Source organism: Agrobacterium genomosp. 2 str. CFBP 5494 (genome assembly GCF_900013495.1).
Lineage (GTDB): Bacteria > Pseudomonadota > Alphaproteobacteria > Rhizobiales > Rhizobiaceae > Agrobacterium > Agrobacterium pusense.
Window position 1 is genome coordinate 1,262,918 of sequence record NZ_LT009719.1, and the last position, 26,051, is coordinate 1,288,968.

At 58.9% G+C, this 26,051-nt stretch carries 26 protein-coding genes; 11 read left to right on the plus strand and 15 right to left on the minus strand.

Features of this window, described 5'->3' with window-relative positions; genetic code table 11:
- Position 1: 1 nt before the first annotated feature.
- The 5 genes from AGR2A_RS20620 to AGR2A_RS20640 form a co-directional block, all read right to left on the minus strand.
- Positions 2-1,051, minus strand: a complete 1,050-nt coding sequence (locus AGR2A_RS20620; protein WP_022563068.1) for an SPFH domain-containing protein — start codon at positions 1,049-1,051, stop codon at positions 2-4.
- Positions 1,052-1,108: 57 nt separating this feature from the next.
- A complete protein-coding gene (gene hemH / locus AGR2A_RS20625) occupies positions 1,109-2,143 on the minus strand; it encodes a ferrochelatase (protein ID WP_072493312.1) in 1,035 nt (344 codons plus the stop codon).
- A 353-nt stretch (positions 2,144-2,496) separates the two neighbouring features.
- The gene (locus AGR2A_RS20630; protein ID WP_072493311.1) at positions 2,497-4,413 is read right to left on the minus strand and encodes a 5'-nucleotidase C-terminal domain-containing protein; all 1,917 of its coding nucleotides are present in this window, start codon (positions 4,411-4,413) and stop codon (positions 2,497-2,499) included.
- Between the two features lie 217 nt (positions 4,414-4,630).
- A complete protein-coding gene (gene omp10 / locus AGR2A_RS20635) occupies positions 4,631-5,005 on the minus strand; it encodes an outer membrane lipoprotein Omp10 (protein ID WP_003506132.1) in 375 nt (124 codons plus the stop codon).
- 146 nt (positions 5,006-5,151) lie between these two features.
- Positions 5,152-6,597, minus strand: a complete 1,446-nt coding sequence (locus AGR2A_RS20640) for a homospermidine synthase (RefSeq protein ID WP_072493310.1) — start codon at positions 6,595-6,597, stop codon at positions 5,152-5,154.
- Between the two features lie 250 nt (positions 6,598-6,847).
- Between AGR2A_RS20640 and AGR2A_RS20645 the strand changes: the two genes are divergently transcribed.
- On the plus strand, positions 6,848-7,756 hold the full coding sequence (locus tag AGR2A_RS20645) for a sensor domain-containing diguanylate cyclase (RefSeq protein ID WP_072493309.1): 909 nt from the start codon (positions 6,848-6,850) through the stop codon (positions 7,754-7,756).
- On the opposite strand, the gene AGR2A_RS20650 is transcribed toward AGR2A_RS20645, so the two are convergent.
- Both AGR2A_RS20650 and AGR2A_RS20655 read right to left on the minus strand, forming a co-directional pair.
- Positions 7,753-8,388, minus strand: coding sequence for an aminotransferase class IV family protein (locus AGR2A_RS20650; protein WP_072493443.1), 636 nt, complete (start codon positions 8,386-8,388; stop codon positions 7,753-7,755). The two genes, AGR2A_RS20645 and AGR2A_RS20650, sit on opposite strands and share 4 nt — an antisense overlap.
- A gap of 101 nt (positions 8,389-8,489) precedes the next feature.
- The gene (locus tag AGR2A_RS20655) at positions 8,490-10,340 is read right to left on the minus strand and encodes a M3 family oligoendopeptidase (RefSeq protein ID WP_072493308.1); all 1,851 of its coding nucleotides are present in this window, start codon (positions 10,338-10,340) and stop codon (positions 8,490-8,492) included.
- Between the two features lie 170 nt (positions 10,341-10,510).
- On the opposite strand from AGR2A_RS20655, the gene AGR2A_RS20660 reads away from it, so the two are divergent.
- Complete coding sequence (locus AGR2A_RS20660; protein ID WP_006697184.1) at positions 10,511-12,055, plus strand: sigma-54-dependent transcriptional regulator; 1,545 nt, start codon at positions 10,511-10,513, stop codon at positions 12,053-12,055.
- A 176-nt stretch (positions 12,056-12,231) separates the two neighbouring features.
- Positions 12,232-14,136, plus strand: coding sequence for a DUF882 domain-containing protein (locus AGR2A_RS20665; RefSeq protein ID WP_072493307.1), 1,905 nt, complete (start codon positions 12,232-12,234; stop codon positions 14,134-14,136).
- Between the two features lie 82 nt (positions 14,137-14,218).
- Here AGR2A_RS20665 and pyk read toward each other — a convergent pair whose 3' ends face one another.
- The gene (gene pyk / locus AGR2A_RS20670) at positions 14,219-15,658 is read right to left on the minus strand and encodes a pyruvate kinase (RefSeq protein WP_004445813.1); all 1,440 of its coding nucleotides are present in this window, start codon (positions 15,656-15,658) and stop codon (positions 14,219-14,221) included.
- The gene (locus tag AGR2A_RS20675) at positions 15,658-16,044 is read right to left on the minus strand and encodes a DUF1036 domain-containing protein (protein ID WP_318252556.1); all 387 of its coding nucleotides are present in this window, start codon (positions 16,042-16,044) and stop codon (positions 15,658-15,660) included. Before AGR2A_RS20675 ends, pyk begins: the two co-directional genes overlap by 1 nt.
- A 292-nt stretch (positions 16,045-16,336) precedes the next feature.
- On the opposite strand from AGR2A_RS20675, the gene AGR2A_RS20680 reads away from it, so the two are divergent.
- The 3 genes from AGR2A_RS20680 to AGR2A_RS20690 all read left to right on the plus strand — a co-directional run bounded on the left by AGR2A_RS20680 (position 16,337) and on the right by AGR2A_RS20690 (position 17,851).
- A complete protein-coding gene (locus tag AGR2A_RS20680) occupies positions 16,337-17,125 on the plus strand; it encodes an N-formylglutamate amidohydrolase (RefSeq protein WP_004445811.1) in 789 nt (262 codons plus the stop codon).
- A 15-nt stretch (positions 17,126-17,140) separates the two neighbouring features.
- Entirely contained in the window at positions 17,141-17,446 is a 306-nt protein-coding gene (locus AGR2A_RS20685) for a DUF1244 domain-containing protein (RefSeq protein WP_072493306.1), read from the plus strand.
- A 147-nt stretch (positions 17,447-17,593) separates the two neighbouring features.
- Positions 17,594-17,851: a DUF2312 domain-containing protein gene (locus AGR2A_RS20690; protein ID WP_006314683.1), complete on the plus strand. Its 258-nt coding sequence runs from the start codon at positions 17,594-17,596 to the stop codon at positions 17,849-17,851.
- 69 nt (positions 17,852-17,920) lie between these two features.
- Here AGR2A_RS20690 and AGR2A_RS20695 read toward each other — a convergent pair whose 3' ends face one another.
- The 5 genes from AGR2A_RS20695 to AGR2A_RS20715 all read right to left on the minus strand — a co-directional run bounded on the left by AGR2A_RS20695 (position 17,921) and on the right by AGR2A_RS20715 (position 20,721).
- A complete protein-coding gene (locus AGR2A_RS20695; protein WP_072493305.1) occupies positions 17,921-18,541 on the minus strand; it encodes a tetratricopeptide repeat protein in 621 nt (206 codons plus the stop codon).
- 100 nt (positions 18,542-18,641) lie between these two features.
- Positions 18,642-18,767 carry a type B 50S ribosomal protein L36 gene (gene ykgO, locus AGR2A_RS20700; RefSeq protein ID WP_003497670.1) on the minus strand — a complete coding sequence of 42 codons (126 nt, stop codon included), beginning with the start codon at positions 18,765-18,767 and terminating at the stop codon, positions 18,642-18,644.
- Positions 18,768-18,913: 146 nt separating this feature from the next.
- On the minus strand, positions 18,914-19,990 hold the full coding sequence (locus AGR2A_RS20705; protein ID WP_072493304.1) for a 5-(carboxyamino)imidazole ribonucleotide synthase: 1,077 nt from the start codon (positions 19,988-19,990) through the stop codon (positions 18,914-18,916).
- Between the two features lie 11 nt (positions 19,991-20,001).
- Entirely contained in the window at positions 20,002-20,469 is a 468-nt protein-coding gene (gene purE, locus AGR2A_RS20710) for a 5-(carboxyamino)imidazole ribonucleotide mutase (protein WP_034497641.1), read from the minus strand.
- Positions 20,470-20,517: 48 nt separating this feature from the next.
- The gene (locus AGR2A_RS20715) at positions 20,518-20,721 is read right to left on the minus strand and encodes a YdcH family protein (RefSeq protein WP_003497661.1); all 204 of its coding nucleotides are present in this window, start codon (positions 20,719-20,721) and stop codon (positions 20,518-20,520) included.
- Between the two features lie 234 nt (positions 20,722-20,955).
- Between AGR2A_RS20715 and AGR2A_RS20720 the strand changes: the two genes are divergently transcribed.
- Entirely contained in the window at positions 20,956-21,132 is a 177-nt protein-coding gene (locus AGR2A_RS20720) for a YdcH family protein (RefSeq protein ID WP_003506164.1), read from the plus strand.
- A 102-nt stretch (positions 21,133-21,234) separates the two neighbouring features.
- Here AGR2A_RS20720 and AGR2A_RS20725 read toward each other — a convergent pair whose 3' ends face one another.
- Positions 21,235-21,999 carry a sulfite exporter TauE/SafE family protein gene (locus AGR2A_RS20725; RefSeq protein WP_072493303.1) on the minus strand — a complete coding sequence of 255 codons (765 nt, stop codon included), beginning with the start codon at positions 21,997-21,999 and terminating at the stop codon, positions 21,235-21,237.
- A gap of 104 nt (positions 22,000-22,103) precedes the next feature.
- Here AGR2A_RS20725 and AGR2A_RS20730 point away from each other — a divergent pair, with 104 nt between their 5' ends.
- The 4 genes from AGR2A_RS20730 to AGR2A_RS20745 all read left to right on the plus strand — a co-directional run bounded on the left by AGR2A_RS20730 (position 22,104) and on the right by AGR2A_RS20745 (position 26,050).
- Positions 22,104-22,757, plus strand: a complete 654-nt coding sequence (locus AGR2A_RS20730) for a thiamine phosphate synthase (RefSeq protein WP_034497636.1) — start codon at positions 22,104-22,106, stop codon at positions 22,755-22,757.
- An 8-nt stretch (positions 22,758-22,765) separates the two neighbouring features.
- Positions 22,766-23,866 carry a tetratricopeptide repeat protein gene (locus AGR2A_RS20735; protein ID WP_072493302.1) on the plus strand — a complete coding sequence of 367 codons (1,101 nt, stop codon included), beginning with the start codon at positions 22,766-22,768 and terminating at the stop codon, positions 23,864-23,866.
- 164 nt (positions 23,867-24,030) lie between these two features.
- On the plus strand, positions 24,031-24,831 hold the full coding sequence (locus AGR2A_RS20740; RefSeq protein WP_004445792.1) for an inositol monophosphatase family protein: 801 nt from the start codon (positions 24,031-24,033) through the stop codon (positions 24,829-24,831).
- A 202-nt stretch (positions 24,832-25,033) separates the two neighbouring features.
- Complete coding sequence (locus AGR2A_RS20745; RefSeq protein WP_072493301.1) at positions 25,034-26,050, plus strand: flagellar motor protein MotA; 1,017 nt, start codon at positions 25,034-25,036, stop codon at positions 26,048-26,050.
- Position 26,051 lies beyond the last annotated feature (1 nt).

Sequence of the window (26,051 nt, forward strand, 5' to 3'; positions counted from 1 at the left end):
GTCACTTCTCCGAGGAAGAACCGAAGGGATTGCCGGGAGCCGTGACGTTAATCGTCTGGCCCGAAGCCCGTGTCGGCGGCACGGAGCGGGAGGATGCGGGGGCGGCGGGAGCAGTGGGCGCGTCTCCGTCGTTGCCGAAGACCTCTTTCGCAATCGTGCCGATACCGCCGAGAGAGCCGATCAGCGCCGAGGCCTCCATCGGCATCAGCACGATCTTGGCATTCTTGGCTGTGCCGATCTCGGCAAGTGCTTCAGTGTATTTTTGAGCAACGAAATAGTTGATGGCATGGACATTGCCAGCAGCAATGGCTTCCGACACCATCCGGGTGGCGTTGGCTTCGGCCTCGGCGAGACGTTCGCGCGCTTCGGCGTCGCGGAACGCTGCTTCGCGCTGGCCTTCCGCTTCCAGAATAGCGGATTGTTTTGCGCCTTCCGCGCGCAAAATCTGGGCATTGCGGGCGCCTTCCGCCTCCAGCACCTGCGCGCGTTTTTCGCGCTCCGCCTTCATCTGCCGCGCCATGGAATCGACGAGATCCTTCGGCGGCGCGATATCCTTGATTTCAATGCGGGTGACCTTGATGCCCCAAGGTCCCACGGCCTCATCCACCACGCGCAGAAGGCGGTCGTTGATGGCGTCTCGGTTCGACAGCAATTCATCGAGGTCCATCGAACCCATGACCGAGCGGATATTGGTCATGGTAAGGTTCTGGATGGCGTTTTCCAGATTGGCGATCTGATAGGCAGCCTGCGCCGCATTCAGAACCTGATAAAACGCCACCGCATCGGCGGAAACGCTGGCATTGTCGCGGGTGATGACTTCCTGTGTGGCGATGTCGAGCACCTGCTCCATCACGTTCATGCGGGCGCCGATGCGCTCGAAGAAGGGTACGATGAGGTTCAGGCCAGGCTCGAGCGTGCGCGTATAGCGCCCGAAACGTTCCACCGTATAGCGGTATCCCTGCGGCACGGTCTTGATGCCGGCAAACAGCACCAGAATGACCAGAACCACGGCTGCCAAGACGACGATGTCGAAACCGCCCAATGCGATCATCACTTTACCCTCCAGCACATCATGATCAGGGTTTACCCCCGTATCGTTATGGCAAGATTACACCCAGCCTTGCAACTCCCGCCGCACAACCTTTTCGAGAACGGTCATGCCCTCGGCACTGTCATTCAGGCATGGGATGTGGGTGAATTTCTCGCCGCCATTATGCAGGAAGATTTCTCCGGCTTCACCGGCAATTTCCTCCAGGGTCTCAAGACAATCCGATACGAAGCCGGGATTCATCACGGCTATACGTTTGATGCCTTCCGAGGCGAGTTTTTCCACGGTCTTGTCGGTATAGGGCTGAAGCCACTCTTCCGGTCCGAAACGGGACTGGAACGTGATCATGAAGTTCTTTTCCGTCAAGCCCAGAGCCTCCCGCAGCAGACGGGCGGTTTTCTGGCAATGGCAATAATAGGGGTCGCCCTTTTTGAAATAGGATTGCGGAATGCCGTGGAAGGAGGTGATCAGCATCTCCGGCTCCCAGTCCAGCGTCGCCAGATGGTTTTTGACGGAGGCGGCGAGCGCCTCGATATAGGCGGGATCGTCATGATAGGGCGGCACGGTGCGGATCGCCGGCTGCCAGCGCAGTTTCATCAGATGTTCAAACGCCTTGTCGTTCACGGTCGCCGTGGTGGACGCGGCATATTGCGGATAAAGCGGAAAAAGCAGGATTTTTTTGCAGCCCTGTTCTTTAAGCGCGTCGATCTTCGAGGCGATGGAAGGCTGCCCGTAACGCATTGCCCAGTCCACAACCACGTTGGGCAAATCCTTCAATGCCTGCGCCATCAACTCGCCCTGGCTGCGCGTATATGTTCGCAGGTAGCTTTCATTGCGCTCGTGGTTCCAGATTTCCTCGTAGGCCTTGCCAACCTTCTGCGGGCGCTTGTTGAGGACAATGCCGTAAAGGATCGGGTACCAGTAGAGGCGCGACCATTCGATCACGCGCTTGTCGCTCAGGAACTCCGCCAGATAACGGCGCATCGGCCAATAATCCGTACCATCGGGCGTGCCGAGATTGACGAGCAGCACGCCCACCTTGCCAAATGCGACACGGGGATGGTTCGCGGGGAGTGCGGATAGTTCTGTCACCATGAATGATACCCTGAAACTCGAACTGGTTGTGCGAGGGACGCTCCGCCCCGGATAAAGGCTGGAAACGTTCCATCGTCTGTTTATTGACCCCAACGCAAACAGCAATGAAGTTTGGCCGGACGTGCCCGAGCTATACGCCCGTGGCGTTACTTTGTTCATCGTGTTCTAGACGAAATTCTTCAGGATTAAACCACCGCCACCGGCTATTTCCGCCATTCCGGCAGGCACATGCCTTCAGGCGGCAAAATTATTCTCGTAAGTAACTGTTTTTCATTATAAAAAAGAAGCCGGCCCAGAAATCCGAGGGCCGGCTTCGTGTCTGCGGCATATTGCCCTGTCTGCTGCAGCCCCGCTTATTGAGCCGGCAGTTCCAGCTCCTCGCCGATTTCGATGTGGTTCGGATGCTTCAGCGTGTTTGCCTTGGCAATTCTCTGCCAGAGCGCGCCGTCGCCATATTTCTCCGCAGCAATTTTCCAGAGCGAATCGCCTTTTTCCACCACATATTTGCTGGCGGCTGCAGCAGCTGCAGCAGGCGTCGTTGTGGGCGGTGCGGGGGTGGCAGGGGCTGCAGGCGCGGGTGCCGGCGTGGCGGCCGGAGCGGCTGTCGTCGCTGCCGGCGCGGGTGCTGCGGGCTTCGCCGGGGCGACGTAACCTGCGGGCGTCACTTCGGCGATGCGGCCATCCGTATAGGGCCTATAGGGGCTGTTGGCGGTAATATAGGCCGCAACGGCCTCCTCGAGATTGGGGCCGAAATCATAAGCGTTGATGGCTTTGGTCACAAAAACCTTGAAGCCGTCACCCCCGGTCCGCACGTAGTTATTGGCCGCCACGATATAGGTCTTGGCGGGATCGAGAGGCACGAAGGCATCGCCTTCCTTGACTTCGACGGAAACGACGCGGCTGCCGGCCGGCTTCGAGCGGTCGAAGGAATATTTCATGCCGGAAACCTGCATGAAGCGGCCCGCACCGTCATCAATCTGGCTGACGCCGTTTTCGAGGGCGGCACGAATATCCTCGCCCTTGAGCTGGAAGGTTGCGACGGTGTTCTGGAACGGCAGAACCGTCAACACTTCACCCATGGAGACATCGCCGCCATCGATGGAGGAACGCAGGCCGCCGCTATTTGCAAAAGCGATGGTGACGCCCTGATCCTTGACACGGGCCAGCGTTGCGTCGGCCACCAGATTGCCCATCGAGCATTCCTTCACGCGGCAAATCTTGCGGTCGCCCTCGATCGGGCCCTCAGAAGTGCCGACCACCTTGGCTTTCAGGGCTTCGATCGGCGCCTTCAGTTCATCGATACGCTTCAGCGTGGCTTCATCGGGCTTGAAGGAGGAATCGACGAGGATCGGGTCTCCCTTGCTTTCCTTCACCACGCCGTTGTCGTCGAAGACGACTTTGAGGTCGCCAAGATATTTGCTGTACTGGCCGGCCTGCACGACAGGAACCTTGTAGCCGCCGGGATTGTCAACGAGCGTCGGATAAGGGCCTTCGGCTTTCTGGTCGGTGTTCGACAGCAGCGTATGCGAATGGCCGCCAACCACAACATCGACATCGGGAATTTTGGCGATGAATTCCAGATCGCGCGGGTAGCCGACATGGGTGAGCGCGATGATCTTATCGACGCCGTCCTGCTTCAGCTTCTGTACCTGTTCGCTAATTTTCGCGACATCTTCGGCAATGGTGATGTTGGGACCAGGTGTTGCCAGTTCGGCCGTATCGTTGGCAACGGCGCCGACGATACCGATTTTCTGTCCGCCGACCTCGAGCACGATGGACGGCTTTACCCGGTCGCCGATTTTAGAGGCGGCGGTGGCCACCACGTTGGCGGTTACGACGGGGAATTGAACCTTGTCGAGGAAGCCGGCGAGCCCGTCCTCGCTATCGTCGAATTCATGGTTGCCGACGGTCATCGCGTCGAACTTCATGGCATTCAGCATTTCCGCTTCCACCGTGCCCTTGTAGGTGGTGTAGAACAGTGAGCCCTGGAAATTATCGCCGGCATTGAGCAGCAGGACGTTTTTTCCCCCGGCCTTCAGGGCATCCCTTGTCTGGTTGATCGCTGTCAGCAGGCGCGCGGCACCGCCGAAGCATTCATTCTTGCCTTCCTCTTCCGCAGAGCAGGTCGAGTCGAATTTGTTGATCGATTCGATACGGGAGTGAAAATCGTTGATGTGAAGAATGTTGAGCTCGTAATCGGCCAGAGCCGCGCCGGCGGAAAGCGTTATCGCCGAAACGCTCAGCATGCCCAGTCCCAAAATTTTCTTCATGGTCCCTCTCTCCTGTTCAAAGCGGAAGCCCTGGCCGGTTGATCATTCTCCGACCGCGCTCATTCTTTAGTCCGAAAACATGTCAGTCTTTCGAAAACCGGATGTTTCCATTTAGCGGCAGTCGCCGCAAGCGAAATTATGACAGGTAGGCAATAAAGAAAAACGCACGCCAAAGGCGTGCGTCTGAGGGGTTTATCTTATTGAATAGGTGATATTATCAGCCCTGACGCGTGAGCGAGAACTGGCTGTTTGTGTCCGTCGTGCAGTTCAATTGTGACGGGGAGACGAGGGCGCAGTTGACGCGCGACTGCGTGTTGCGCACCAGCGACGTCATATTGATTTCGTAAAGCGTCGGCGAAATGGTGACATAGGTGCCGGAGGCCAGCAGCGTGTTGGTGTCGGTCGACCGGGTGGAGAAGGCGCCGTTCTGGAAGGTCGATACGATGCCGTTGCGGTCGATCCAGCGGCCGTCGACAGCCGGCCCGCGGGACAGGGACGGCGCCATCGAGGTTTGCTGCGATGGACCCGGCGCGACGCATGAAGACACCGCGATGGCGGCTGAAAGCAAAGCCGCGCTTGTCTTGAAGTTCATGAGCCTGTTCTCCTGCGATTCGATAAAAGCTTCTTGCTTCGACCATGCCGTGAAGCGTTCTTTATTTCAAGGCAACGTTGTTCGCTCTCCCCGGTTCCTGAGGTCATTCAGGAAAGTCCCGGCGTGGCAAATATGAGACTCTTCCATCAGCGCACGAGGATGTTGCGGAACTGCCAGGGATCGGACTTGTCGAGATTTTCGGGGAACAGGCCGGGACGACCATCAAGCGGTGTCCAGTCGGTATAATGACCCTCGACCGGGCCGAGATAGGGGCGCTGCACTTCAAGGCAGCGGCGATAGTCCATCTCGTCGGCTTCGACGATGCCGACCTGAGGATTTTCGAGCGCCCAGACCATGCCGGCCAGCACCGCCGAACTGACCTGCAGTCCGGTCGCGTTCTGGTTCGGGGCAAGCGACCGCGCCTCTTGCAGGCTGAGCCGGGAGCCATACCAATAGGCGTTTTTTTCGTGACCATAGAGCAGGACGCCCAGCTCGTCGGCGCCATCGACAAGCTCGTCTTCGCCCAGCACATGCTGAACCGGCTGAGGAATGCCGCCATTGCCGAAGAGTTCATGCAGGGAGAGAATCGCGTCGTTGCAGGGATGGTAGGCATAATGACAGGTGGGTCGGTATGTCACGTCGCCACCTTCGTTGCGGACGGTGAAATAATCCGAAATCGAAATCGCCTCATTGTGCGTGACGAGAAATCCATATTGCGGCCCAAGGCCCGGGCACCATGTGCGTACTCTTGTGTTGGCGCCCGGCTGATCGAGATAGATCGCTGCCTTGCTGCCCTTCTTCTGTTTTTTTGCGTTTTTCGGCATCCAGTTCTCATGCGTTCCCCAGCCGAGCTCTGCCGGCTGAAAACCTTCCGCGATAAAACCTTCGACGGACCACGTGTTCCAGAAAGCGCCGAAGGGCTTGGGTTCTTTCGCCCGCTGGGTGTCGCGTTCAGCCACGTGAACACCCTTGACGCCAAGCCGCTCCATCAGTTTCGCCCAGCCTTCCCGGTCATGGGACTGCGGCTCCTCGATGTCGACGCCGATATCCTTTGCGAGATTGACGAGTGCCTGTTTCACGAACCACGAGACCATGCCCGGATTGGCGCCGCAGGTCGAAACGGCCGTCGTGCCGCCGGGTCTGCGCGCCTTTTCCTTGAGCATGGTCTCGCGCAGCGAATAATTCGTTCTCGCGGCATTGTCGGCATCGGCATCGAAATAAAAGCCGGGCCATGGCTCCACGACGGTGTCGATGTAGAGCATGCCGTGTTTACGGCAAATCCGCATGAGATCGACGGATGCGGCATCCACGGAAAGGTTGACGCAGAAACCTTGACCCCGCACGCCTTTAAGAAGCGGCTTGAGAACCTCCTTATAGTTCTCCTTTGTCAGGTGTGTCTGGATATGACGGATGCCCTTCTCGGCCAGAAACGGGGCGATGTCTGCGCGCGGATCGATGACGACGAGGCGGGTCCGGTCGAAATTGAAATGACGTTCGATCAACGGAAGAGTGCCGCGCCCGATGGAGCCGAAGCCGATCATGATGATTGGGCCATCGATATCGCCATAAATCGGGTGGTTTGCGTCCGTCATTCGTCAATTTTCCTTTTTCAGCCAATAAGTAAGCTAGATCACAAAAGCGTGCCACAATAAAGGGCAGGCAGATGACGGACATATGACGGTGCTGCCCGCAAGGTCGGTTCAGCTTCTCTTCCCTTCATTCTGCCTCTTCGCATTTTGGAGGGCGCGTCTATAATTGAACTCTTCTTTTCGCCATCGACCAAGGCTCGGGGGGCTTGACCGGATGATGGAGGAGGGATTTCTCCATCACAGGAGTTGGCTGTTGAGTGATCTTTTCGCGCGTGTAACAGCGCTTCAGAGTGCCACCCCCGTTTTGATCGCCCTCTATGATTCCGACGATCGGTTGCGGCATGCCAATCCGTCGTTTCGGGAGAGCTTCAGGCTTGCCGAAGATGATTTTCCGACCTGGGCGGATATCATGTGGCTGAACCACCGGCTGCGGACCGGTGTCGTCATTCGCAACAATGATTTCGAGGGATGGCTGCTGTCGGCGCAGTCCCGTCGCGGCAAGCTGCCTTACCGCGCCTTTGAGATGGACATGTATGACGGCCGCTGGTTCTGGATGACGGAAACGGTGCAGCAGGATGGCTGGATGCTGTGCGTTGCAAGCGATGTCACCGAATTGCGCCAGGGTTACAGAACGCTGAGGCAGGACAGGGATCTGGCCGTACGCGCCTCCCAGACGGACGAACTCACGGGAACGGCGAACCGTCGCTTCGTCTTCGCCAAGCTGGCGTTGCAGGTCGAGCAGGTCTCAAAGGGGCTGGAGGCCTCTTTTTGCCTTTGCACGCTCGATATCGATTTTTTCAAGCAGATCAATGATCGTTTCGGTCATAAGTGCGGTGACGCGGTGCTGCGCGATTTTGTCGGCGTCGCCCATTCCGTCATCCGCAGGGTCGATTGTTTCGGCAGGATCGGTGGTGAAGAATTCATGCTCGTCCTGCCGAGAACGTCTCTTGCCGAGGGGCGGGACATTGTAGAGCGGCTGCTGCAGCGAGTTCGGCTTTCGCGACCTCTCGCGGATTTTCCGGATTTTTCCTACAGCTGCTCGGCCGGCATGACGGCCTATCGGACGGCGGAAAGCGCGGACGATATTTTCACGCGTGCCGATCAGGCCCTTTATGCGGCCAAGGAGAAGGGCCGCGACCGGCTTCTGGCGGTAACGGTTTAGATGAGTTCCGCCGCAACCAGCCCATGCAGCGAATTGCCGACGAAGAGCCTGCGGCCGGCAATGTCTTCCGGCCTCAGTGCCTGTCCACGCGCCTTGCGTTCGCGGATCAGATCGGCGCGCAGCACGCCCGGCAGAATGCCGCTGTCGAGCGGCGGCGTTAGCAATTGCCCATCTGGCATTTCCACGAAAATGCTGGTCGATGATCCCTCGCACAATTCGCCGCGTTCGTTGAGCAGCAGTACCTCGTCGGCCTCTCCGGCTGAAAATTCAGCACGGGCGGCGTCATAGGGTTCGCGGCGCGAGGACTTATGGCGATAGAAGGTATCAGTGGAATCGAGTTTGACGTTCCGGGCGATACGAACCCGCCAGACCGTATCCTGTCGCAGGGGCTCGAACGCGGTGGTTTCGATGTCCAGTTCCCCCTTGTAGTTCATCACCAGCCTGACGCAGAGCGGCTTGTCGCCGCCCACCGCCTTTTCCAGCGCCTGAACCGCATTGGCCGGGGCACGGAAACCGAGCGCGTCGGCAGAGCGCAGCAGCCGGCGGATATGCTGGTCAATGCGCTGAAAGCCGGTCTGTTGCTCCCAGCGCAGCGTTTCCCTCAAGGTCAGATCGGCGGGTTTGCGTTTCATGGCCTGTGCTCGTCGTCCGAAATTGATGACCGGCATCCTGTGCCGGCACCATCAACCGGCAAAGCTTATCCGGAACAGGATAGCCCTGCCGGTGGATGAGATTAAGCCTGCCTGTTATCCAGCGCTTCCAACTCGTCGATCAGCCCCTCGATCATCGAAAGCCCCTTGTCCCAGAAGGAGGGATCGGTCGCATCAAGGCCGAAGGGCTTCAGGAGTTCCGAATGGTGCTTGGTGCCGCCCGCCCTCAGAAGCTCGAAATACTTCTCCTGAAAGCCCGACTCGGCCTTCTGGTAAACCGCATAAAGCGAGTTTACCAGGCAATCGCCAAAGGCATAGGCGTACACATAGAAGGGCGAGTGGATGAAATGGGGGATGTAGGTCCACCAGGTTTCATAGCCTTCGGAAATCCGGATCGCCGGACCCAGGCTCTCGGCCTGAACGGAAAGCCACAAGTCGCCGATCTGCTCGGAGGTCAGTTCACCCTGCTTGCGCGCAGTGTGAAGCTTGCGCTCGAATTCATAAAAAGCAATCTGGCGCACGACCGTATTGATCATGTCCTCGACCTTGCGGGCGAGCATGGCCTTGCGTTCCCGAACATCCTTCGTGTCATCGAGCAGTTTGCGGAAGGTCAGCATTTCCCCGAACACCGAGGCCGTTTCAGCCAGAGTGAGAGGCGTCGCGCACATCAGGGCCCCCTGTTCGCCGGCCAGAACCTGATGCACGCCATGGCCAAGCTCATGGGCAAGCGTCATCACGTCGCGTGGTTTGCCGAGATAGTTGACCAGCACATAGGGATGGGCCGAGGGCACGGTGGGATGTGCGAAGGCACCCGGCGCCTTGCCGGGGCGGGCAGGGGCGTCGATCCATTCTTCATCGAAGAAGCGGCGGGCAATATCGGCCATTTCCGGCGCGAAGTCGCCATAGGCGGAAAGTACGGTATCCTTTGCCTCATCCCACGAAATGATCGTGTTCGACGTATCGGGAAGGGGCGCGTTGCGGTCCCAATAATTCATCTGCTCCATGCCCAGCCACTTCGCCTTCATGGCGTAATAGCGATGTGAAAGGCGCGGATAGGCTTTTTTGACTGCCGCCGCAAGCGCATCGACAACCTCGCGCTCGACGCGGTTCGCCAGATGGCGGCTATCGGCAATATCCTCGAATTTGCGCCAGCGGTCGGAAATATCCTTGTCCTTGGCGAGCGTGTTGGTGATGAGCGAGAAGACTCGCAGATTGGCCTTGAAGGTGGCGCTCAACGCTTCCGCCGCCTTCTTTCGGGTTTCCGGTTCCGGCTCCTGAAGCATGTTGAGCGTCACTTCCAGCGGCAGGCTTGCACCGTCTATGTCGAAACGCAGATCTGCCATCGTCTCGTCGAAGAGGCGGTTGAACGCCGCCGCGCTGGTCATCGATTTTTCAAGGAAAAGCTGTTCGAGCTGATCATCGAGCTGGTGCGGCTTGTCCTTGCGCAAATCCACGAGCCAGGGGCGGTAATGCCCTGCAGCTGCATCATTCGCCATGCAGGCGTCCATCGCGGCGTCGTCGATGCGGTTGAGTTCGAGCGTGAAGAACAGGAGGTGGGAGGAAATATCCGTCAGTTTCGCCTGGGCGTCGCCGTAGAGTTTGCCGTTTGCCGGATTGGATGTGTCGGAAAAATAGGTGAGACCGGCAAAAGAGCCGATGCGGCCGATAAGATCGTCCAGCGCTTCATATTCCTTCAGCGCCGCGCCGATGCCCTTTTCGCCCGTCGCCTTTGCGGCGGCCTCAAGCTTGCCCTTCCATTTCTGCTCGAAAGCAGCCGCCATCGACGCCGCTTTCTCCAGGTCACCCCTGTATTCGGCCGAATCTCCCGACGGATAAAGGTCCGAAAGCTTCCAGCCGGGCAGGTCGCCGAGCACTGGGGCGGCTGTTTCGGCGAGGGCGAAGACAGGCTGCGGAACGGGTTGGTTGAGGGTCATCGGATATGTCCTTCTGATTATGCTTTGCGCAGCATATGGGGCCTTTGTTTCCCGCGGCAATGGATAAAATGCAAGCAATTCTCAAAACTGGATGTTCAAGTCTCCCGTGCCAGAGTGCGGCACAAGGGACCGCATGACGCAGGTCCATAAACCGGAAACCGGAGCCAAAAATGACCGCGCATGTTCTTGTGATAGACGACGATCCCGTCCAGCGCCGCCTGCTCAAAAATGCGGTGGAACGTTATGGGCACCTGGCCCTGCTTGCCGAGAACGGCAAGGCCGGCCTGGAGCTCCTCAAGCAATATAGCGGTGAAATAAATGTCGTCGTCCTCGATCTCATGATGCCGGAGATGGATGGTCTCGGTTTTCTGAAAGCCGTTGGTGAACTGGGCGTCGACGTTCCGGTCATCGTCCAGACGGGGCAGGGCGGCATCGATACGGTGGTGCAGGCAATGCGCGCCGGCGCCTTCGATTTCGTCGTCAAGCCGGTCTCACCGGAAAGGATCGGCGCCGCCATCTCCAATGCGCTCAAGCTCGACAGAAGAGAGGCAAAGGCCCGCACGGGCAGGCGCGGACGGAGCAATGCAGTGAATTTTACCGATATCGTTTCCGCAAGCCCCGCAATGCTGAGGGTGATCGAACTGGCGCAGCGCGCCGCCCAGTCCAGCATTCCCGTGGTGCTTGAGGGTGAGTCGGGCGTGGGCAAGGAAATGGTCGCCCGGGCCATCCAGTCCGCCGGCGACCGGGCGAACAAGCCCTTTATTACAGTCAATTGCGGCGCTATTCCCCATAATCTCGTGGAAAGCATTCTTTTCGGTCACGAGAAGGGCGCCTTCACCGGCGCGACGGAAAAGCACGTCGGCAAATTCATGGAAGCGGATGGTGGCACGCTGTTCCTGGACGAGATCGGCGATCTGCCGCTGGATGTGCAGGTCAAGCTGCTGCGCGCCGTCCAGCAAGGCGAAATAGAAACCGTCGGTTCCGCTCGGGTGCAGAAAGTAAATGTGCGGCTGATCTCGGCCACCAACAAGAATCTCATCGAGGAGGTCAAGGAAGGCCGCTTCCGCGAGGATCTTTATTATCGCCTCAACGTCTTTCCGATTACCATTCCCGCCTTGCGTCGCCGGAAGGAAGATATCCCCCACCTCGCACGGGTGTTTGCCGAACGTTTTTCCGCGGAGCAGAAGCTGCCCAATCCCGTCGGCCTGGATGCCAGCGCGCTGGCGCTGCTGACCGCTTATGACTGGCCCGGCAATATTCGCCAGCTTGAAAATGCCGTCTTCCGCGCCGTCGTGCTGTCGCAGGGCGGGGAACTGTCGGATGCCGATTTTCCGCAGATCGCGCTGCAACTGCCGGAATTCTCGACAGGCGATGACGCAGAGGATGTCATCCGCTCGCCATCCGGATCGTCACTGAAGCTCGCAGCCTATTCGCCGCCAACACCAGCCGTCGAAAACCATGTCGTCACGGATGAACCGGCCGATGTTTCCACCACCATCTACCGGGGAGGAAGCCTGATCTCCAGCACGGATGAGACGGGCAACATCCGCAAGCTGGCGGAGATCGAAGAAGAGCTTATTCGTTTCGCCCTGCGTTTCTATCGCGGGCAGATGAGTCAGGTCGCCAGAAAGCTCGGCATCGGCCGCTCGACACTTTATCGCAAGCTGAAGGATTACGGCATCGATCCCGATGATCCGCTTCGAGACGTCGCATGATCGCGCAAGGCACTTATTCGAGGGCAGATCGTAAAATTCGTTAACTTCTGAGCAAGGATATCCGCTTACCGTCTATAAACCTCTTGTTAGTGGCTGATTCACTATATAGAGGAAGGTTGTATGTGTGTGGCAATTTTGCCATCGTGTCACCGTATTTGACGTTCATTTGAGGCAATGTGACAGAAATTGTCTTCCAGGCGGGGATCGAATTGCCATATCTGCATCGGAATAACGCGCTTTCAGGCAAGATGGCGCGCGGCTTGATCAAGGATATATGCACGAAGCTGTCGGCACGCGCTGTCACCTTTGCCTGCCTGATGCTCGCCGCAATGCCTTTCGTTGGTGTTTCGGCGACGGAAGCCGCCGCCGAAACGCGCAGTCTCAAGCTGTATTATATCCACACACGCGAGAAGGCGGTCATCACCTTCAAGCGCAATGGAAAATATGACCAGAAGGGTCTGCAGGAGCTGAACCGGTTCCTGCGCGACTGGCGTCGCAACCAGCCGACACGCATGGACCCGCGCCTTTTCGATCTCGTCTGGGAAGTCTATCGCCGCAGCGGTGCCACCGATTATATCAACGTCGTGTCGGCTTTCCGCTCGCCTGAAACCAATGGTCTTCTGCGCACGCGCACCAAGGGTGTCGCAGAGAAGAGCCAGCACATGCTGGGCAAGGCCATGGACTTTTATATCCCCGGCGTGAAACTTTCCCGGCTTCGCGAGATCGGCATGCAGATGCAGATCGGCGGCGTCGGTTTCTATCCGACATCGGGATCTCCTTTCGTGCATATGGATGTCGGCGGCGTTCGTGCCTGGCCGCGCATGAGCCGCCAGGAACTTGTCCGCATCTTCCCGAATGGCAATACGCTGCATCTTCCTTCCGATGGCAAGCCGCTTCCCGGTTATGAGCAGGCGCTTGCCGATTACAAGAAGCGCGTCAGTTCCTCTTCCATTCAAGTTGCTTCCAGTGCCGGTGCCGGTCCGGCCTCTTCGGGCGGCGGCAAGCGCAAGACCCTGTTGCAGGCCCTGTTTGGCGGCGGTGACGAGGATGAAGATCCCGATAGCATCGCAGCGCCCGAGCCCGCCGAACGTCCGGCGGTTGCTCGCCCGGCAGCTCCGCAGCAGGCGGCTCCTGAGCCCGAACCGACAATCGCCGTTGCTTCGGCCCAGGCACTTCCGGGTGTGACCGATGCCCCGTTGCCCACGGCCCGTCCCGCATTCGGCAACCAGCCGCCTGCCAATACCGGCCTTGCGACCGCGCTTTATTCGCCGGCGCGTAACGCAGCCCAGGATGCGCTGCAGGCAGCGACCACACCGACGCCCACATCCGCGCCTGCCGAGCGTCAGCAATTTGCCGATCTCGCCGAGGTTTCAGTTCCGGTGCCGACGCTTCTCGGGCCGCGTGGCATGAAGGGGGATGCCGAGGGTTCTGTTCTCACCGCTTCCGCTGAAGGCGCAACGCCCGCAGCAACGGGCGAACTGGCCTCTGTTCCGGTCCCCGCCAACCGTCCGGCTGTTGCGGAAGCCCTGCTGGCGGCCGCGAATGCCGATCCGGAGGGTGAAGACGACCTCGCCGAGACGCAGCAGGACACCCTTTCACCAACGGTGGTCGCAGCTCTGGAACAGAGCGGTCAGGCTGCCCGGTCGCAGGTTCAGTCAGCCGTCACGCCGACAGCCGCTCCTTTCCCGGCTGCCGTCAATCACAAGGTCACGGTCGCACCTGCTGAAACGGCCAAGGCAGAACCACAGCCCGGCTTCGGTGACGCTTTTGATCTGAAACCTGCCATCAATAGCGGTCTCACTGCCGGCCTGCCGACCAAGGGCGCACGCCCGAGCAAGCAGGATGCTGCGGTTTCCCACCAGGCCATGGTCGGCGGCGGGCGTCTGACACAGGACCTGATTTCGGATTGGGCGCTCAATCAGAACAAGGGCACGACCGGGCGTTCGGTCAAGGCGCCGCGGGTTGTCGCCAACCGCATGCTGAGCCACGATATGTCGGCTTCCGCGACGTCGGCAAGCTTCAAGCCGGGCGCGGTCGCCATCGAATCGAGCCGCTTCAGCACGCCGGTCAAGATGCACTGAGCCTTCATTGCCAATGCGGCCCGAGAGGCCAATAAAAAACCCGCCGGTGACGGCGGGTTTTTTTGTTCCTGATATCTGTCCGTCAGACGCCGCTCTGGCCGTCCGAGCCGATATAGGCAATACGCACCATGTTGGTCGCGCCGGGTGTGCCGAGCGGAACGCCGGCGGAGATGATGATACGGTCACCCGGCTTGCCGAAGCCTTCGGAAACGACGATGCGACAAGCGCGGTTCACCATGTCGTCCAGATCGCTGGCGTCGCCGGTGACGACGCAGTGCAGACCCCAGACAACCGACAGTCGGCGTGCGGTCTGGATGATCGGCGAAAGGGCGATGATCGGAACCTGCGGCCGCTCACGCGACGCGCGCAGACCTGTCGTGCCCGAAGATGTGTAGGTGACGATCGCCGCAAGCTTCAGGGTTTCGGCAATCTGGCGGGCGGCCAGCGAAATCGCATCGGCGCCTGTCGGTTCCGGCTGGGCGCGCTGCGCGTAGATGATGTTGGAATAATGCGGATCCTGTTCCACGGTGCTTGCGATGGAGGCCATGGTGGAAACGGCTTCGACCGGATAATCGCCAGAGGCAGACTCGGCAGAGAGCATGATCGCGTCAGCGCCTTCGAAGACGGCGGTGGCGACGTCGGACACTTCAGCGCGGGTCGGTACAGGCGCTGTTATCATCGATTCGAGCATCTGCGTGGCAACCACGACCGGCTTGCCTGCGCGGCGGCAGGCGCGGGTCAGCTGCTTCTGAATGCCGGGAACGGCTTCCAGCGGCATTTCGACGCCAAGGTCGCCACGGGCAACCATCAGGGCGTCAGAAAGCTCGATGATTTCTTCGATGCGCTCGACCGCCTGCGGCTTTTCGATCTTGGACATAAGGCCGACGCGGCCGCGTGCGATCTTGCGCACTTCAGCCAGGTCCTCAGGACGCTGGACGAAGGAAAGCGCGACCCAGTCTACCTCGTTGGTTTCCAGCACGGCATCGAGGTCGACGCGGTCCTTGTCGGTGAGAACGCCGACGCCGAGCAGAGTGTCGGGCAGGCTGATACCCTTGCGGTCGGAAATGCGCGTGCCGGAAATGACCGTGGTGACGATGCTCTTGCCGTCGCTCTTTTCAGCGCGCAGATGCAGCTTGCCGTCATCGATCAGCAGGCGATGGCCCGGTTTGACCGCCTCGAGAATTTCGGGGTGCGGCAGGAAAACGCGGGTGTTGTCGCCAGGTGCGTCGTTGTTATCAAGGGTGAAGGTCTGGCCAGGTACGAGCTCGACCTTGCCTTCCGCAAATTTTCCGACGCGCAGCTTGGGACCCTGCAGGTCGGCCAGAATGCCGATGGGGCGGCCGTTGCGGCTCTCGACCGAACGGATGCGCTGAATGAGCGTCCGCATCAGGTCGTGGCTCGCATGGCTCATGTTGATCCGGAAAAGATCCGCGCCGGCGAGATGCAGCTTTTCGATCATGGCCTCATCAGAGGAGGCAGGGCCGAGAGTTGCAAGAATTTTGACTTTGCGGTTACGCTTCATCAGTTTTGATTTCCCTGTGTGCCTGGCGTATCGGAAAGCTGGACCATCCAGCTGCCCTGTCTGCCCGTGTCATATTCCTTGAAACCCATTCTCTGGAAGCTGCGGGCATAACAATCATCCACACCGGTGATCTTGAACTCGTTTTCCGCCACGCACATGTTGACGTCACCGGTCCAGCGGCCGCCATGAGCGGCATCCTCGGCATAGAGATAATAATAACGTGACTGCAGTTCACCTTCGATCAGCGTCGCGCAGGTCGAGGCGGGGACCTGCCACCAGCCTTCGCTGACCCAGCCCTCCTGTGCCCGATAGCCAATTGCGACCCCCACGAGATTCTGCGTGCTGTTGCAGACGCGAAAATCCGCATACGCGGGCGCCGCGATCATGAAAGGGGTCAGAAACAATGCCGCTATGGAAAAAAGACGGGCGAGGTGCCTGATGTGGCGGGGACGAGCGAGAGATGACTGAGTCACGGCTTCCATCCGGATTCCATGGTTATAATGAACACACTTCTTGGCGTGGCCGCCCAAGAAAGTCAACGCGAGTTTAATCGATTATATTGTTCGTGGGATCGTGAGTGCGATAAGGTAGATGGCTGTTCTTCCGCCGTAACTTGCGCCCGGCCTCAAGCCATGCCATCAAGTTTCTCTCCTCAATGCTGCCCCAGAAAAATCATCGATGAACGACTTCATACCCTATGAAATCATAGAAGGCGATTATGACAAAGGCATGGTTCTGCTGGCAGACCACGCCATGAACCTTCTGCCGGCACACTACGGCAATCTTGGTCTTCCGCAAACCGCTTTTCATCGCCACATCGCATTTGATATCGGTATAGAGGGGCTAACGCGCTCGCTGGCTGCGCGCCTTGGCGTGCCGGCGGTGCTCGGGCGTTTCTCGCGGCTGCTGATCGATCCGAATCGTGGTGAGGATGATCCAACTCTCATCATGAAAATCTCGGACGGAGCGATCATCCCCGGAAACCATCCGATTTCCGACGAGGAATGGCAAAAGCGGATCGAGACTTTTCATCGGCCTTATCACAATGCCGTGGACAGCGTGCTGACCCGTGTGGCCGAGGCCTCGGAAGAAGCGCCGCTCGTCCTGTCACTGCATTCCTATACACCGTTCTGGAAGGAAACGCCGAGGCCATGGCATGCGGCGGTTCTGTGGGATACGGATCATCGCGCGGTCGATCCGCTGCTGGCGCATCTGCGCGCTACCGGCGACATTCTCGTCGGCGACAACGAACCCTATGACGGAGCACTCAAGGGCGATACCATGTATCGTCATTGTATGGCGAAGGGTATACCGCACGCACTTCTGGAGGTCAGGCAGGATCTGATCGGGAACGAGGAGGGGATCGCCGAATGGTCAGACCGGCTCGCTCCCATTTTTGCCGCAATGAATGACGATCCGGTTCTGCATGAATATCAGCTGTTCGCTTCCCGCACCGGCCCCTATTGAGCCTGGAGTTTCGCCATGACAAATGAGAACGACAACGGGCAGATCGAGTTTGAGGCGGCCGCATTCCGGCGTCTCGTCAAACATCTTCGCGAACGCCACGATGTGCAGAACATCGACCTGATGAATCTCGCGGGCTTCTGCCGCAACTGCCTTTCCAACTGGTACCGTGAAGCGGCCGAGGAAGCGGGTGTTTCGCTCAGCAAGGAAAAATCCCGGGAAATCGTCTACGGCATGCCCTATGAGGACTGGAAAGAGAAATACCAGGGCGAAGCGAGTGGCGACCAGAAAGCCGCTTTCGAGCAGAACCGGCCCAAGGAATAAGTCTTCACCGACGGAATCGACTTGACGGGACGCCTTTCAGTGGGCAGTTCACAGGCCTGAATTTTGCTGCCTGCTGGCAGCGACCGGCGAACGCCTTGCCAGTTTGAATGAACAAGGCCCACCTGCGGGCCGCCAATGAAGGATGATATGATGGACGAAACCAGCACCACCGAAACCGTCGCCGCCGCCGAACTGCGTCAGTTCATCGAGCGCGTCGAGCGCCTCGAAGAAGAAAAGGCTGCTATTCAGGGTGATATCAAGGATGTCATGGGCGAAGCGAAGGGGCGTGGGTACGATACCAAGGCCATCCGCACCATCATCCGCCTGCGCAAGAAGGATGCCAATGAGCGCATCGAGGAAGAAACGATTCTTCAGACTTATATGGCCGCGCTCGGCATGGAATGATCGGCTGAAAATGCCTCAATGGAAAAATCGCCGCTTCTGCGGCGATTTTTGTTTAAACTGCCCTCGACATCAGCCGCGCGTGCCAGCCAGCTTTTCTGAAAGGTCGATGGCTTCCTTGCGGGCATCCTTGTCTGCAGGATAAAGCGCCAGATAACGCTCCCAGGCTTTCAGCGCCAGCTCGTCGCGGCCGGAGGCTTCGAGGATGTTGGCCAGGCTTGCAAGCGCAGGTAAATAGCGCGGCTCTTTTTCCAGCGTCAGGTTGATATCCGCCATTGCCTTGCGGGTGTCGCCATCGGCGAAATGGACCATCGCGCGGCGATAGGGCGCCTGCACATAGTCGGGATCGAGCAAAACAACCTGGTCGAGAAAATCATAAGCGGCGGCGTTGCGCTTTTCGTCGGCAGCTTCGCCTGCCCATTGCATCAGGAGATTGATCGTTGCGCTGCCGGAATCATTCCATTCGGAGGCGATCTGGTTGACGATGCTGCGCGCCTTGACCGCATTCCGTTCCTTTTTCAGCGAAGCGAAAAGCGTGTCGATTGTCTTGGCGGGTGATGGCGCCGATTCGACAGCAACAGCTGGCTTTCCGTCTGCCGCTTGGGCAACAGCAGCCGTTCCCGCAAACGCGAGGCTTGAGACCATGAAGCCCTGAGCAATAATGAGAGCGGTGCAAAAACGATTTGGGCGCATGGGTTAAAGCTTAACCCGACTGCGCCCAATATCAAATGCAAACTTCTGGTCTGTCAACAAAGTGATCCGCGATCTGATCGCGAACCGCAGTCGCAGTCAATCAGCCCTGACGAGCCTTGAAGCGCGGGTTCTGCTTGTTGATGATGTAGACGCGGCCCTTGCGGCGAACCAGGCGGTTATCGCGATGACGGGCCTTAAGCGCTTTAAGCGAATTCTTGATCTTCATTTTACTGGTCCGCAGTTTTGCACGGTTTGTGCCGTGCTATTCAAACAATCAAAAGCGCGCAACGGGGCGCGCTCTTTTCGGTTGGCAGGCAGATACCTGTTTGAGCCCTGCCTGTCAACACTTGCCCGCGTCTTTGCCTTAAAAGACTAGGCTTTTCCTGTGTGCAGAAGCTGCGTCACGTGGCCCATCTTGCGGCCCGGCCGTGCTTCCGTCTTGCCGTAGAGGTGCACGAGACAATCTTTTTTCGACAGCCATGCCGGTACATCGTTGATGTCGTCGCCGATCAGATTAGTCATGATGCAGTCGGAATGGCGATCCGTGTTGCCGGGGTTAAGGCCCGATACGGCTCGGATATGCTGTTCGAATTGCGAGATCACACAGGCCGCCTCCGTCCAGTGGCCAGTATTGTGTACGCGGGGCGCCATTTCATTAGCGACCAGCGATCCATCCGGCAGGACGAAAAACTCAATGCCGATAACGCCGACGTAATCCAGAGCCGCCAGGAGCTTTTCCGCCGATTTCACGGCAATACCCCTTGCGGCATCCGAAAGTGCGGCCGGCACGGTGGATGTGTGCAGGATGCCGTTCAGATGAACGTTCTCGGCCGGATCGTAACAGGTCACGGTCCCGTCCCGGAAACGGGCGGCGATGATCGAAATTTCGCGTTCGAAGGCGATGAAGCTTTCAAGAATCAGCGGCACGCCGCCAAGCGCTGCAAACGCGCCCGCGAGGTCTTCGCCACCCCGGAAGAGGCGCTGGCCCTTGCCGTCATAACCCATGCGACGGGTTTTCAGCACACCTTTGCCGCCAAAGGCGGCCAGCGCGGCTTCCAGCTCTTCCTGGCTATCCACGGCGCGGAAATCGGCGGTAGGAATGCCGCAATCGTTGAGGAAGCGTTTTTCCGTCAAGCGATCCTGTGAGGCGCTGAGCGCCTGTGCCGGCGGATAAACGGGAACCGAGGCGCTGAGTTTTTCTGCTGCGGCAACGGGCACGTTCTCGAATTCGTAGGTCACGACATCACAGCGGCTTGCGAGTTGCGCAAGTGCGTTTTCGTCATCATATGCTGCCACGATCTGGTCGTTGCAGGCCTGTGCCGCGGGACAATCCGCCTGCGGCTCCAGCACGATGGTACGATGGTTGAGACGCGCCGCGGCCATCGCCAGCATGCGGCCGAGTTGCCCGCCACCGATGATGCCGATGGTGAGGTTGGTTGTCTTTGCCATGTCGTGTGTCGTCACTGGGCGCTGTCCATGGGGTATTCCGCGACAGCCGCCGACTGGCGCGCACGCCAGGCGTCCAGACGATCGGCAAGGTCTTCATCGCCAAGCGCCAGCACCGCGGCCGCGAGAAGGGCCGCATTGATCGCGCCGGCCTTGCCGATGGCGAGCGTGCCGACAGGGATGCCGGCGGGCATCTGCACGATGGAATAGAGGCTGTCCTGACCGGACATGGTCTTCGATTGGACCGGAACGCCGAAGACCGGAAGCGGCGTCATGGCAGCTGTCATGCCCGGCAGATGGGCAGCGCCGCCGGCGCCCGCAATAATGACCTTGAAGCCTTCGTCTTTCGCGCCGTTGGCGAAATCGTAAAGCCGGTCAGGGGTGCGATGGGCGGAAATGATGCGGGCTTCGTATTCGATGTCGAGCGCATCCAGCGTGTCGGCGGCGTTCTTCATGGTCTCCCAGTCGGACTGGCTGCCCATGATGATGGCGACGGGGGGCGTTTCTGCTGTCACGTAATGTCTCCGGGCTCAGGCGATGATATCGGGAATGACCTGATCTTCCAGCTGGGTCATCTTGTCCTTGACGGCCAGCTTCTTCTTTTTCATGCGTTGTATCCGCAGCGCGTCGCAGCTGGTCTGGATCATCGCATTGATCGCCGCGTCGTAATCCTCATGCTCTTGGCGCAGCCGCGCCAGCGTGAGCCTGATGTCCGCCTGGTCCTGATCGGGCATCTTGTCATCCCCATTTTATGCCAGCCGGATAGCCTCCGGCGCGTATGTGATCGTTCACGAGCCTCTATCATCAAATCGCGGTAACGGGAAGTTATCCGTTGCGACCAAATTGCCCACTTATTGCCTTCATTTCGCCTTCGACAAGCCGACCGATCCGTGTCACATTGTCGTCGCAAACCTGAAACTCCAGCGATGGAGAGCTGGAGGTAGGTTCAAAAAGGAAGGACGTGCCGCATGACCATTCAGGCTCATATTGCATCGCTCGAAAAGAAACACGGTGCTCTGGAGGAGGAGCTCGAAAGTATTCTTGCTTCCCCGTCGTCTGACGATAGAGAGATCGCGGACCTTAAACGTCGTAAACTGCGCCTGAAGGATGAACTCCAGAGGCTCAAAGCCTCCACAAGACATTGATTTATGGCAGATCGCTGGCCCTCGATGAATGAGGGGTCGGCGGTGTGACCCTTTCGAGCTCTGGCGGCGAAAACCTGCTGCCAGAGCTTTTTCATTGCCGTATTAGAACGGCAGTCCGTCCCACAGCAGTTTCAGTGCCGCAATCAACGCCATTGCATACATCAGCGGGTAAAACACGGATGGTTTAAGGTATTTCACCACTCTTGCACCGGCCAGCGTCGCCAGCATCGCGACGGGCAGCAGACTTGCCGATGTCTTGAGGTTGGTGGCGTCGAGCGCGCCAAGTGCGAAATAGGGTATGAGCTTGATCACATTCATGATGGCGAAGAAGCGCACGCTCATGCCGGTATAGGTCTTCGGGTCGAGTTTCAGCGGCAGAACGTAGATCTGGAAGGGCGGTCCACCCGCATGGGCCACGAAACTCGCATAACCGGACAGGCTGGACCAGAGCGTGGCGGCGGCCGGCCTTTGCGGTTTTGCCGGAATTTCCTGACCGTTGCGGCTTTTGAAACTCTCATAAAAGTAACGCAACACGAACAGGATCGTGACCGAGGCGACGACGAGACGCATGGCATCTGCGGAGATCATGCTCGAAGTTGCCCAGCCGAGCGCAATGCCGGCGATAGCCCCCGGCAGCATGACAAGGAGCGTCTGGCGATGGTTGTGGTGCCGCCAGGCGAAGAGCGCGACAATATCCATGACGATCAGGATCGGCAGGAATATCGCCGCCGCCTGTACGGGCGATACGGCAAGCGCCATCAGTGGCACGCCCATCAGCGCCAGCGCGCCGCCCAGTCCCCCTTTGGAAAGGCCGACGAGAACCACTGCGGGAATGGCGACGAGATAAAAATGAAAATCGGTCAGCATGGATGTATGGTTGATCCTTTCGCCGGTCCGGTTTATCGGATTTGTCATATGAAAACGAGTGCAGATCGCGCCGGAAGCGTCGTCTGCCTGAAATGGACGAAACGATGAGCATTGTTGAAGACCGTTGCCGCCTTGTCCTGATCGTCCCGCAATCGGACGATGCGCAAAAGCAGGCGGCAGATGTGGAAGCCGCGCTGCGGGGAGGCGATGTCGCTTCGGTCATCATTCCGCAATACGGTCTGGATGACGCCGCTTTCCAGAAACGCGCCGAACTGATCGTACCCCTCGTCCAGGCGTCGGGTGCCGCAGCGCTCATTGCCGGTGACAGCCGTGTCGCCGGCCGGGTGAAGGCGGACGGGCTGCATGTGGTCGGTAACGCCGAGGCGCTTTCGGAGGCTGTGGAAAAATTCACCCCAAAACTGATCGTCGGCGGCGGAAATGCCGATGACCGCCACAAGGCGCTGGAGCAGGGCGAGGCCAATCCGGATTACGTGTTTTTCGGGAAGCTCGAAGGCGACATCAAGCCCGAGGCGCATCCCAAGAACCTGGCGCTCGGTGAGTGGTGGGCGTCGATGATCGAAATCCCCGCCATTGTCATGGGCGGCACGGACCTCTCGTCCGTGGTTGCCGTGGCGGAGACGGGCGTGGAGTTCGTGGCTATGCGCAGCGGTGTTTTCGATAATGTCGGTGGCGCCGCCCAGGCCGTTTCTGAAATCAACGCTTTGCTTGACGAAAAAGCGCCACGGTTTGACGGTTGATACAGGCGATGATCATGCGCTCGCTTCATTTCTGCCTCTCAGTTTCGCTGCTGGCGTTTGCTTTCGGCGCGTCGGCGGGTGTCGCTCTTGCTCAATCCGGGCCGCAGAGTGAAAACAATGCGCTTTCCCGACAGCTGGAAAATGAGGCTCAGCCGACCCGTCAGGGCAGGGTGCAATCCGAAGAGCAGAAGGACTTGCAGCCTTCAGCCGGCGTGAACGTCTATCAGCGCATGGGTGCGGATCTGCCGGCACTGCCGCCTGAGAAGGAATTCAAGGGCCGGGTGGATGAGGCCTATGGCCATTTCCAGCGCGGCGAATATGTGCAGGCGCTTGATAAGGCGCTGAACCGCGCGCAGAACGGTGACGCACCCGCCCAGACGCTGGTGGCGGAAATGATGTCGCGCGGACTTGGCATTGCGCGTGACGAGAAAACAGCCGCGTTCTGGTATCAGCAGGCCGCACAGGGCGGCGATCCCGTCGCCATGTTCAAATTTGCCCTTATCCTGATGGAAGGAAAATTCGTTACGCGCGACAAGGCGAAGGCCGATGATTTCATGCGTCGTGCAGCGGAAGCCGGCAACGCCTCTGCCCAGTTCAACTGGGGCCAGATATTGGTTTCGGAAAATCCGGGCGCCAAGGGTCTGCTGATGGCTTTGCCCTTCTATGAAAAATCCGCCGAACAGGGCATTGCCGATGCGCAATATGCGGTATCGCAAATTTACTGGTCCTTGAAGGATGTGCCGGCCGAGAAAAAGGCAAAGGCGCGCGACTGGTTGATGCGCGCCGCAAAGGCCGGCTATGACACTGCACAGGTCGATCTCGGTATCTGGCTGGTCAACGGATTTGGTGGCGAGCGTAATCTCGACGAAGGCTTCCGCTGGCTCTATGGCGCAGCACAGCGCGGTAATGTCGTGGCGCAGAACAAGGTTGCGCATCTCTATATTCAGGCACTCGGTACCCGGCCTGATCCGGTTGAGGCAGCCAAATGGTACGTGCTTTCCCGCCGCGCCGGATTGAAGGATCCGTCTCTCGAGGACTTCTATCTCGGCATCAATGACGAGCAGCAGAAGAAGGCGATCGAGGCCGCAAATCGTTTCCGTCCGACCTAATGGAAGGGTTGCGTTCCCTGACCGGGGTTGACCCATGGGCTTTTTACCTTGAATTTCCGCGCGTTTTGTGGTCTTGAACCGCAAACTTTCAATTCAAGAAAATAATGACGTGCCTGCCCGGTGAGCTTCCGGGCGGTTCGCAAGCTTTCCAGGAAAAAACATCGATGGCCCGTTCAGCCCTTCTCAATGTCATGGTTCAGGCCGCCATCAAGGCGGGTAAGTCTTTGTCGCGTGACTTCGGTGAAGTGCAGAACCTGCAGGTCTCGGTCAAGGGACCGAGCGACTTCGTTTCGCAGGCGGATCTGAAGGCCGAGAAGATCGTGCGCGAGGAGCTGATGAAGGCGCGCCCGACCTATGATTTCCTGGGTGAAGAAGGCGGCGAGGAAAAGGGAACCGATGGTGCACATCGCTGGATCGTCGATCCGCTTGATGGCACAACCAACTTCCTGCACGGCATTCCGCATTTTGCGGTTTCCATCGCGCTTGAGCGTAACGGCGAAGTCGTCGCCGGTGTGATCTTCAATCCTGCCACCGACGAACTCTACACCGCCGAGCGTGGCGGCGGCGCGTTCCTCAACGATCGCCGCATCCGCGTTGCCGCGCGCAAGGCGCTGACGGATTGCGTCATCGGCTGCGGCGTGCCGCATCTCGGCCGCGGCAACCACGGCAAGTTCCTGGTCGAGCTCCGTCACGTCATGGGGGAGGCTGCAGGCATCCGTCGCATGGGTGCGGCGTCGCTCGATCTCGCCTATGTCGCCGCTGGCCGTCTCGACGGTTACTGGGAAGCCGATCTTTCGCCATGGGACATGGCGGCCGGCCTCGTGCTGATTCGGGAAGCCGGTGGTTTCGCCTCCGACATCAAGGGCGGCACGGATATCTTCGGCAGCAGTTCCGTTGCTGCAGGCAACGAATATATCCACAAGGCGCTCGTTGAGGTGGCCAACCGCCCTATTCCGGGCCGCTGATTGGTTTTCAGCAGAAAACCTGCCGTTTTCTGCAAGTTTTCGATGCCCGGCGAATGTTCGCCGGGCGTTTTTGTTTTCCCTCGCCCGGCTCCGTGCCTTTTTTCGTGAAAGGCCTGTGACGAAAGACCGGCTTTTCGCTTCAAATCGTCGCAATTTTCAAATAGCTTCCGCTGGATAGCTGACCAAAGGGAATGCGAACGTTATGGCGGATTCGGAGCTGCTCGATCTTGGCGTCGAGAAACCGGTGACCACACGGGAATACAGCCACAAGCTGTCCAGCCCCACACCGTTTCTCTGGACTATGGTTCTGTTTCTGATCCTCGTCGGCTTTCTGGCAGCGATTCTCTATCGGCAGGCGCACACCGCCTTCATGACCAATCCGGGGCTCAACGGCTTCATTCTCGGCGTGCTCGCCATCGGCATCATTCTGGTGTTTACGCAGACGATGAGCCTGCGTTCGGAAGTCCGCTGGTTCAACGCCTTTCGTGCCGCCGGCAGCGTCGAAAAGGTCGGTCGCGCGCCCAAACTGCTTGCGCCGATGAGCACGCTGATCGGCAATCGCGGTGAAGTCCGCCTTTCTGCCGTTACGCAACGCACGATCCTCGATTCCATCGCAACGCGCCTCGACGAGACGCGTGATACTTCGCGTTATCTCGTCGGCTTGCTGGTATTTCTCGGCCTGCTCGGCACCTTCTGGGGCCTTATCGGCACCATTGGCGCCATCAGCAACGTCATCCAGTCTCTCGACCCAAGCGCCGGTGACAGCAATGATATTCTCGGTTCGCTTAAGGCCGGTCTCACCGCGCCGCTGGCGGGTATGGGAACGGCCTTTTCCTCGTCACTGCTTGGTCTCTCCGGTTCGCTGATTCTCGGTTTTCTCGATCTTCAGGCCGGCCGCGCCCAGAACCGTTTCTACACCCAGCTCGAAAACTGGCTTTCCTCGGTGACGGATACGACGGACGCCCCAAGGGAGTCCCGGGGCGACGCAGGGGCCGTGGTGAGCACCGAGCGTTCGCTCGCGGCCATGACCAGTCTTGCCGAAGGCATTCAGGGTCTGGTCAAGAACATGCGCAGCGAACAGCAGATGTTGCGCGACTGGATCGAGGCGCAACAGGAGGAATCCAAATCGCTCCGCCGCACGCTCGACCGGCTTTCGGCGCGGATTGACAGCGATACGAAGTCTTCCGGACGCACCCGGCACGATAACGGGAGCGAATAGC

Bases quoted from the DNA above. Each gene is read 5' to 3' on its own strand.
- AGR2A_RS20620 (WP_022563068.1), bottom strand. From the start codon at position 1,051: ATGATCGCATTGGGCGGTTTCGACATCGTCGTCTTGGCAGCCGTGGTT.
- hemH (WP_072493312.1), bottom strand. From the start codon at position 2,143: ATGGTGACAGAACTATCCGCACTCCCCGCGAACCATCCCCGTGTCGCA.
- AGR2A_RS20630 (WP_072493311.1), bottom strand. From the start codon at position 4,413: ATGAAGAAAATTTTGGGACTGGGCATGCTGAGCGTTTCGGCGATAACG.
- omp10 (WP_003506132.1), bottom strand. From the start codon at position 5,005: ATGAACTTCAAGACAAGCGCGGCTTTGCTTTCAGCCGCCATCGCGGTG.
- AGR2A_RS20640 (WP_072493310.1), bottom strand. From the start codon at position 6,597: ATGACGGACGCAAACCACCCGATTTATGGCGATATCGATGGCCCAATC.
- AGR2A_RS20650 (WP_072493443.1), bottom strand. From the start codon at position 8,388: ATGAAACGCAAACCCGCCGATCTGACCTTGAGGGAAACGCTGCGCTGG.
- AGR2A_RS20655 (WP_072493308.1), bottom strand. From the start codon at position 10,340: ATGACCCTCAACCAACCCGTTCCGCAGCCTGTCTTCGCCCTCGCCGAA.
- AGR2A_RS20660 (WP_006697184.1), top strand. From the start codon at position 10,511: ATGACCGCGCATGTTCTTGTGATAGACGACGATCCCGTCCAGCGCCGC.
- pyk (WP_004445813.1), bottom strand. From the start codon at position 15,658: ATGAAGCGTAACCGCAAAGTCAAAATTCTTGCAACTCTCGGCCCTGCC.
- AGR2A_RS20675 (WP_318252556.1), bottom strand. From the start codon at position 16,044: ATGATCGCGGCGCCCGCGTATGCGGATTTTCGCGTCTGCAACAGCACG.
- AGR2A_RS20680 (WP_004445811.1), top strand. From the start codon at position 16,337: ATGAACGACTTCATACCCTATGAAATCATAGAAGGCGATTATGACAAA.
- AGR2A_RS20685 (WP_072493306.1), top strand. From the start codon at position 17,141: ATGACAAATGAGAACGACAACGGGCAGATCGAGTTTGAGGCGGCCGCA.
- AGR2A_RS20690 (WP_006314683.1), top strand. From the start codon at position 17,594: ATGATGGACGAAACCAGCACCACCGAAACCGTCGCCGCCGCCGAACTG.
- AGR2A_RS20695 (WP_072493305.1), bottom strand. From the start codon at position 18,541: ATGCGCCCAAATCGTTTTTGCACCGCTCTCATTATTGCTCAGGGCTTC.
- ykgO (WP_003497670.1), bottom strand. From the start codon at position 18,767: ATGAAGATCAAGAATTCGCTTAAAGCGCTTAAGGCCCGTCATCGCGAT.
- AGR2A_RS20705 (WP_072493304.1), bottom strand. From the start codon at position 19,990: ATGGCAAAGACAACCAACCTCACCATCGGCATCATCGGTGGCGGGCAA.
- purE (WP_034497641.1), bottom strand. From the start codon at position 20,469: ATGGGCAGCCAGTCCGACTGGGAGACCATGAAGAACGCCGCCGACACG.
- AGR2A_RS20715 (WP_003497661.1), bottom strand. From the start codon at position 20,721: ATGCCCGATCAGGACCAGGCGGACATCAGGCTCACGCTGGCGCGGCTG.
- AGR2A_RS20720 (WP_003506164.1), top strand. From the start codon at position 20,956: ATGACCATTCAGGCTCATATTGCATCGCTCGAAAAGAAACACGGTGCT.
- AGR2A_RS20725 (WP_072493303.1), bottom strand. From the start codon at position 21,999: ATGCTGACCGATTTTCATTTTTATCTCGTCGCCATTCCCGCAGTGGTT.
- AGR2A_RS20730 (WP_034497636.1), top strand. From the start codon at position 22,104: ATGAGCATTGTTGAAGACCGTTGCCGCCTTGTCCTGATCGTCCCGCAA.
- AGR2A_RS20735 (WP_072493302.1), top strand. From the start codon at position 22,766: ATGATCATGCGCTCGCTTCATTTCTGCCTCTCAGTTTCGCTGCTGGCG.
- AGR2A_RS20740 (WP_004445792.1), top strand. From the start codon at position 24,031: ATGGCCCGTTCAGCCCTTCTCAATGTCATGGTTCAGGCCGCCATCAAG.
- AGR2A_RS20745 (WP_072493301.1), top strand. From the start codon at position 25,034: ATGGCGGATTCGGAGCTGCTCGATCTTGGCGTCGAGAAACCGGTGACC.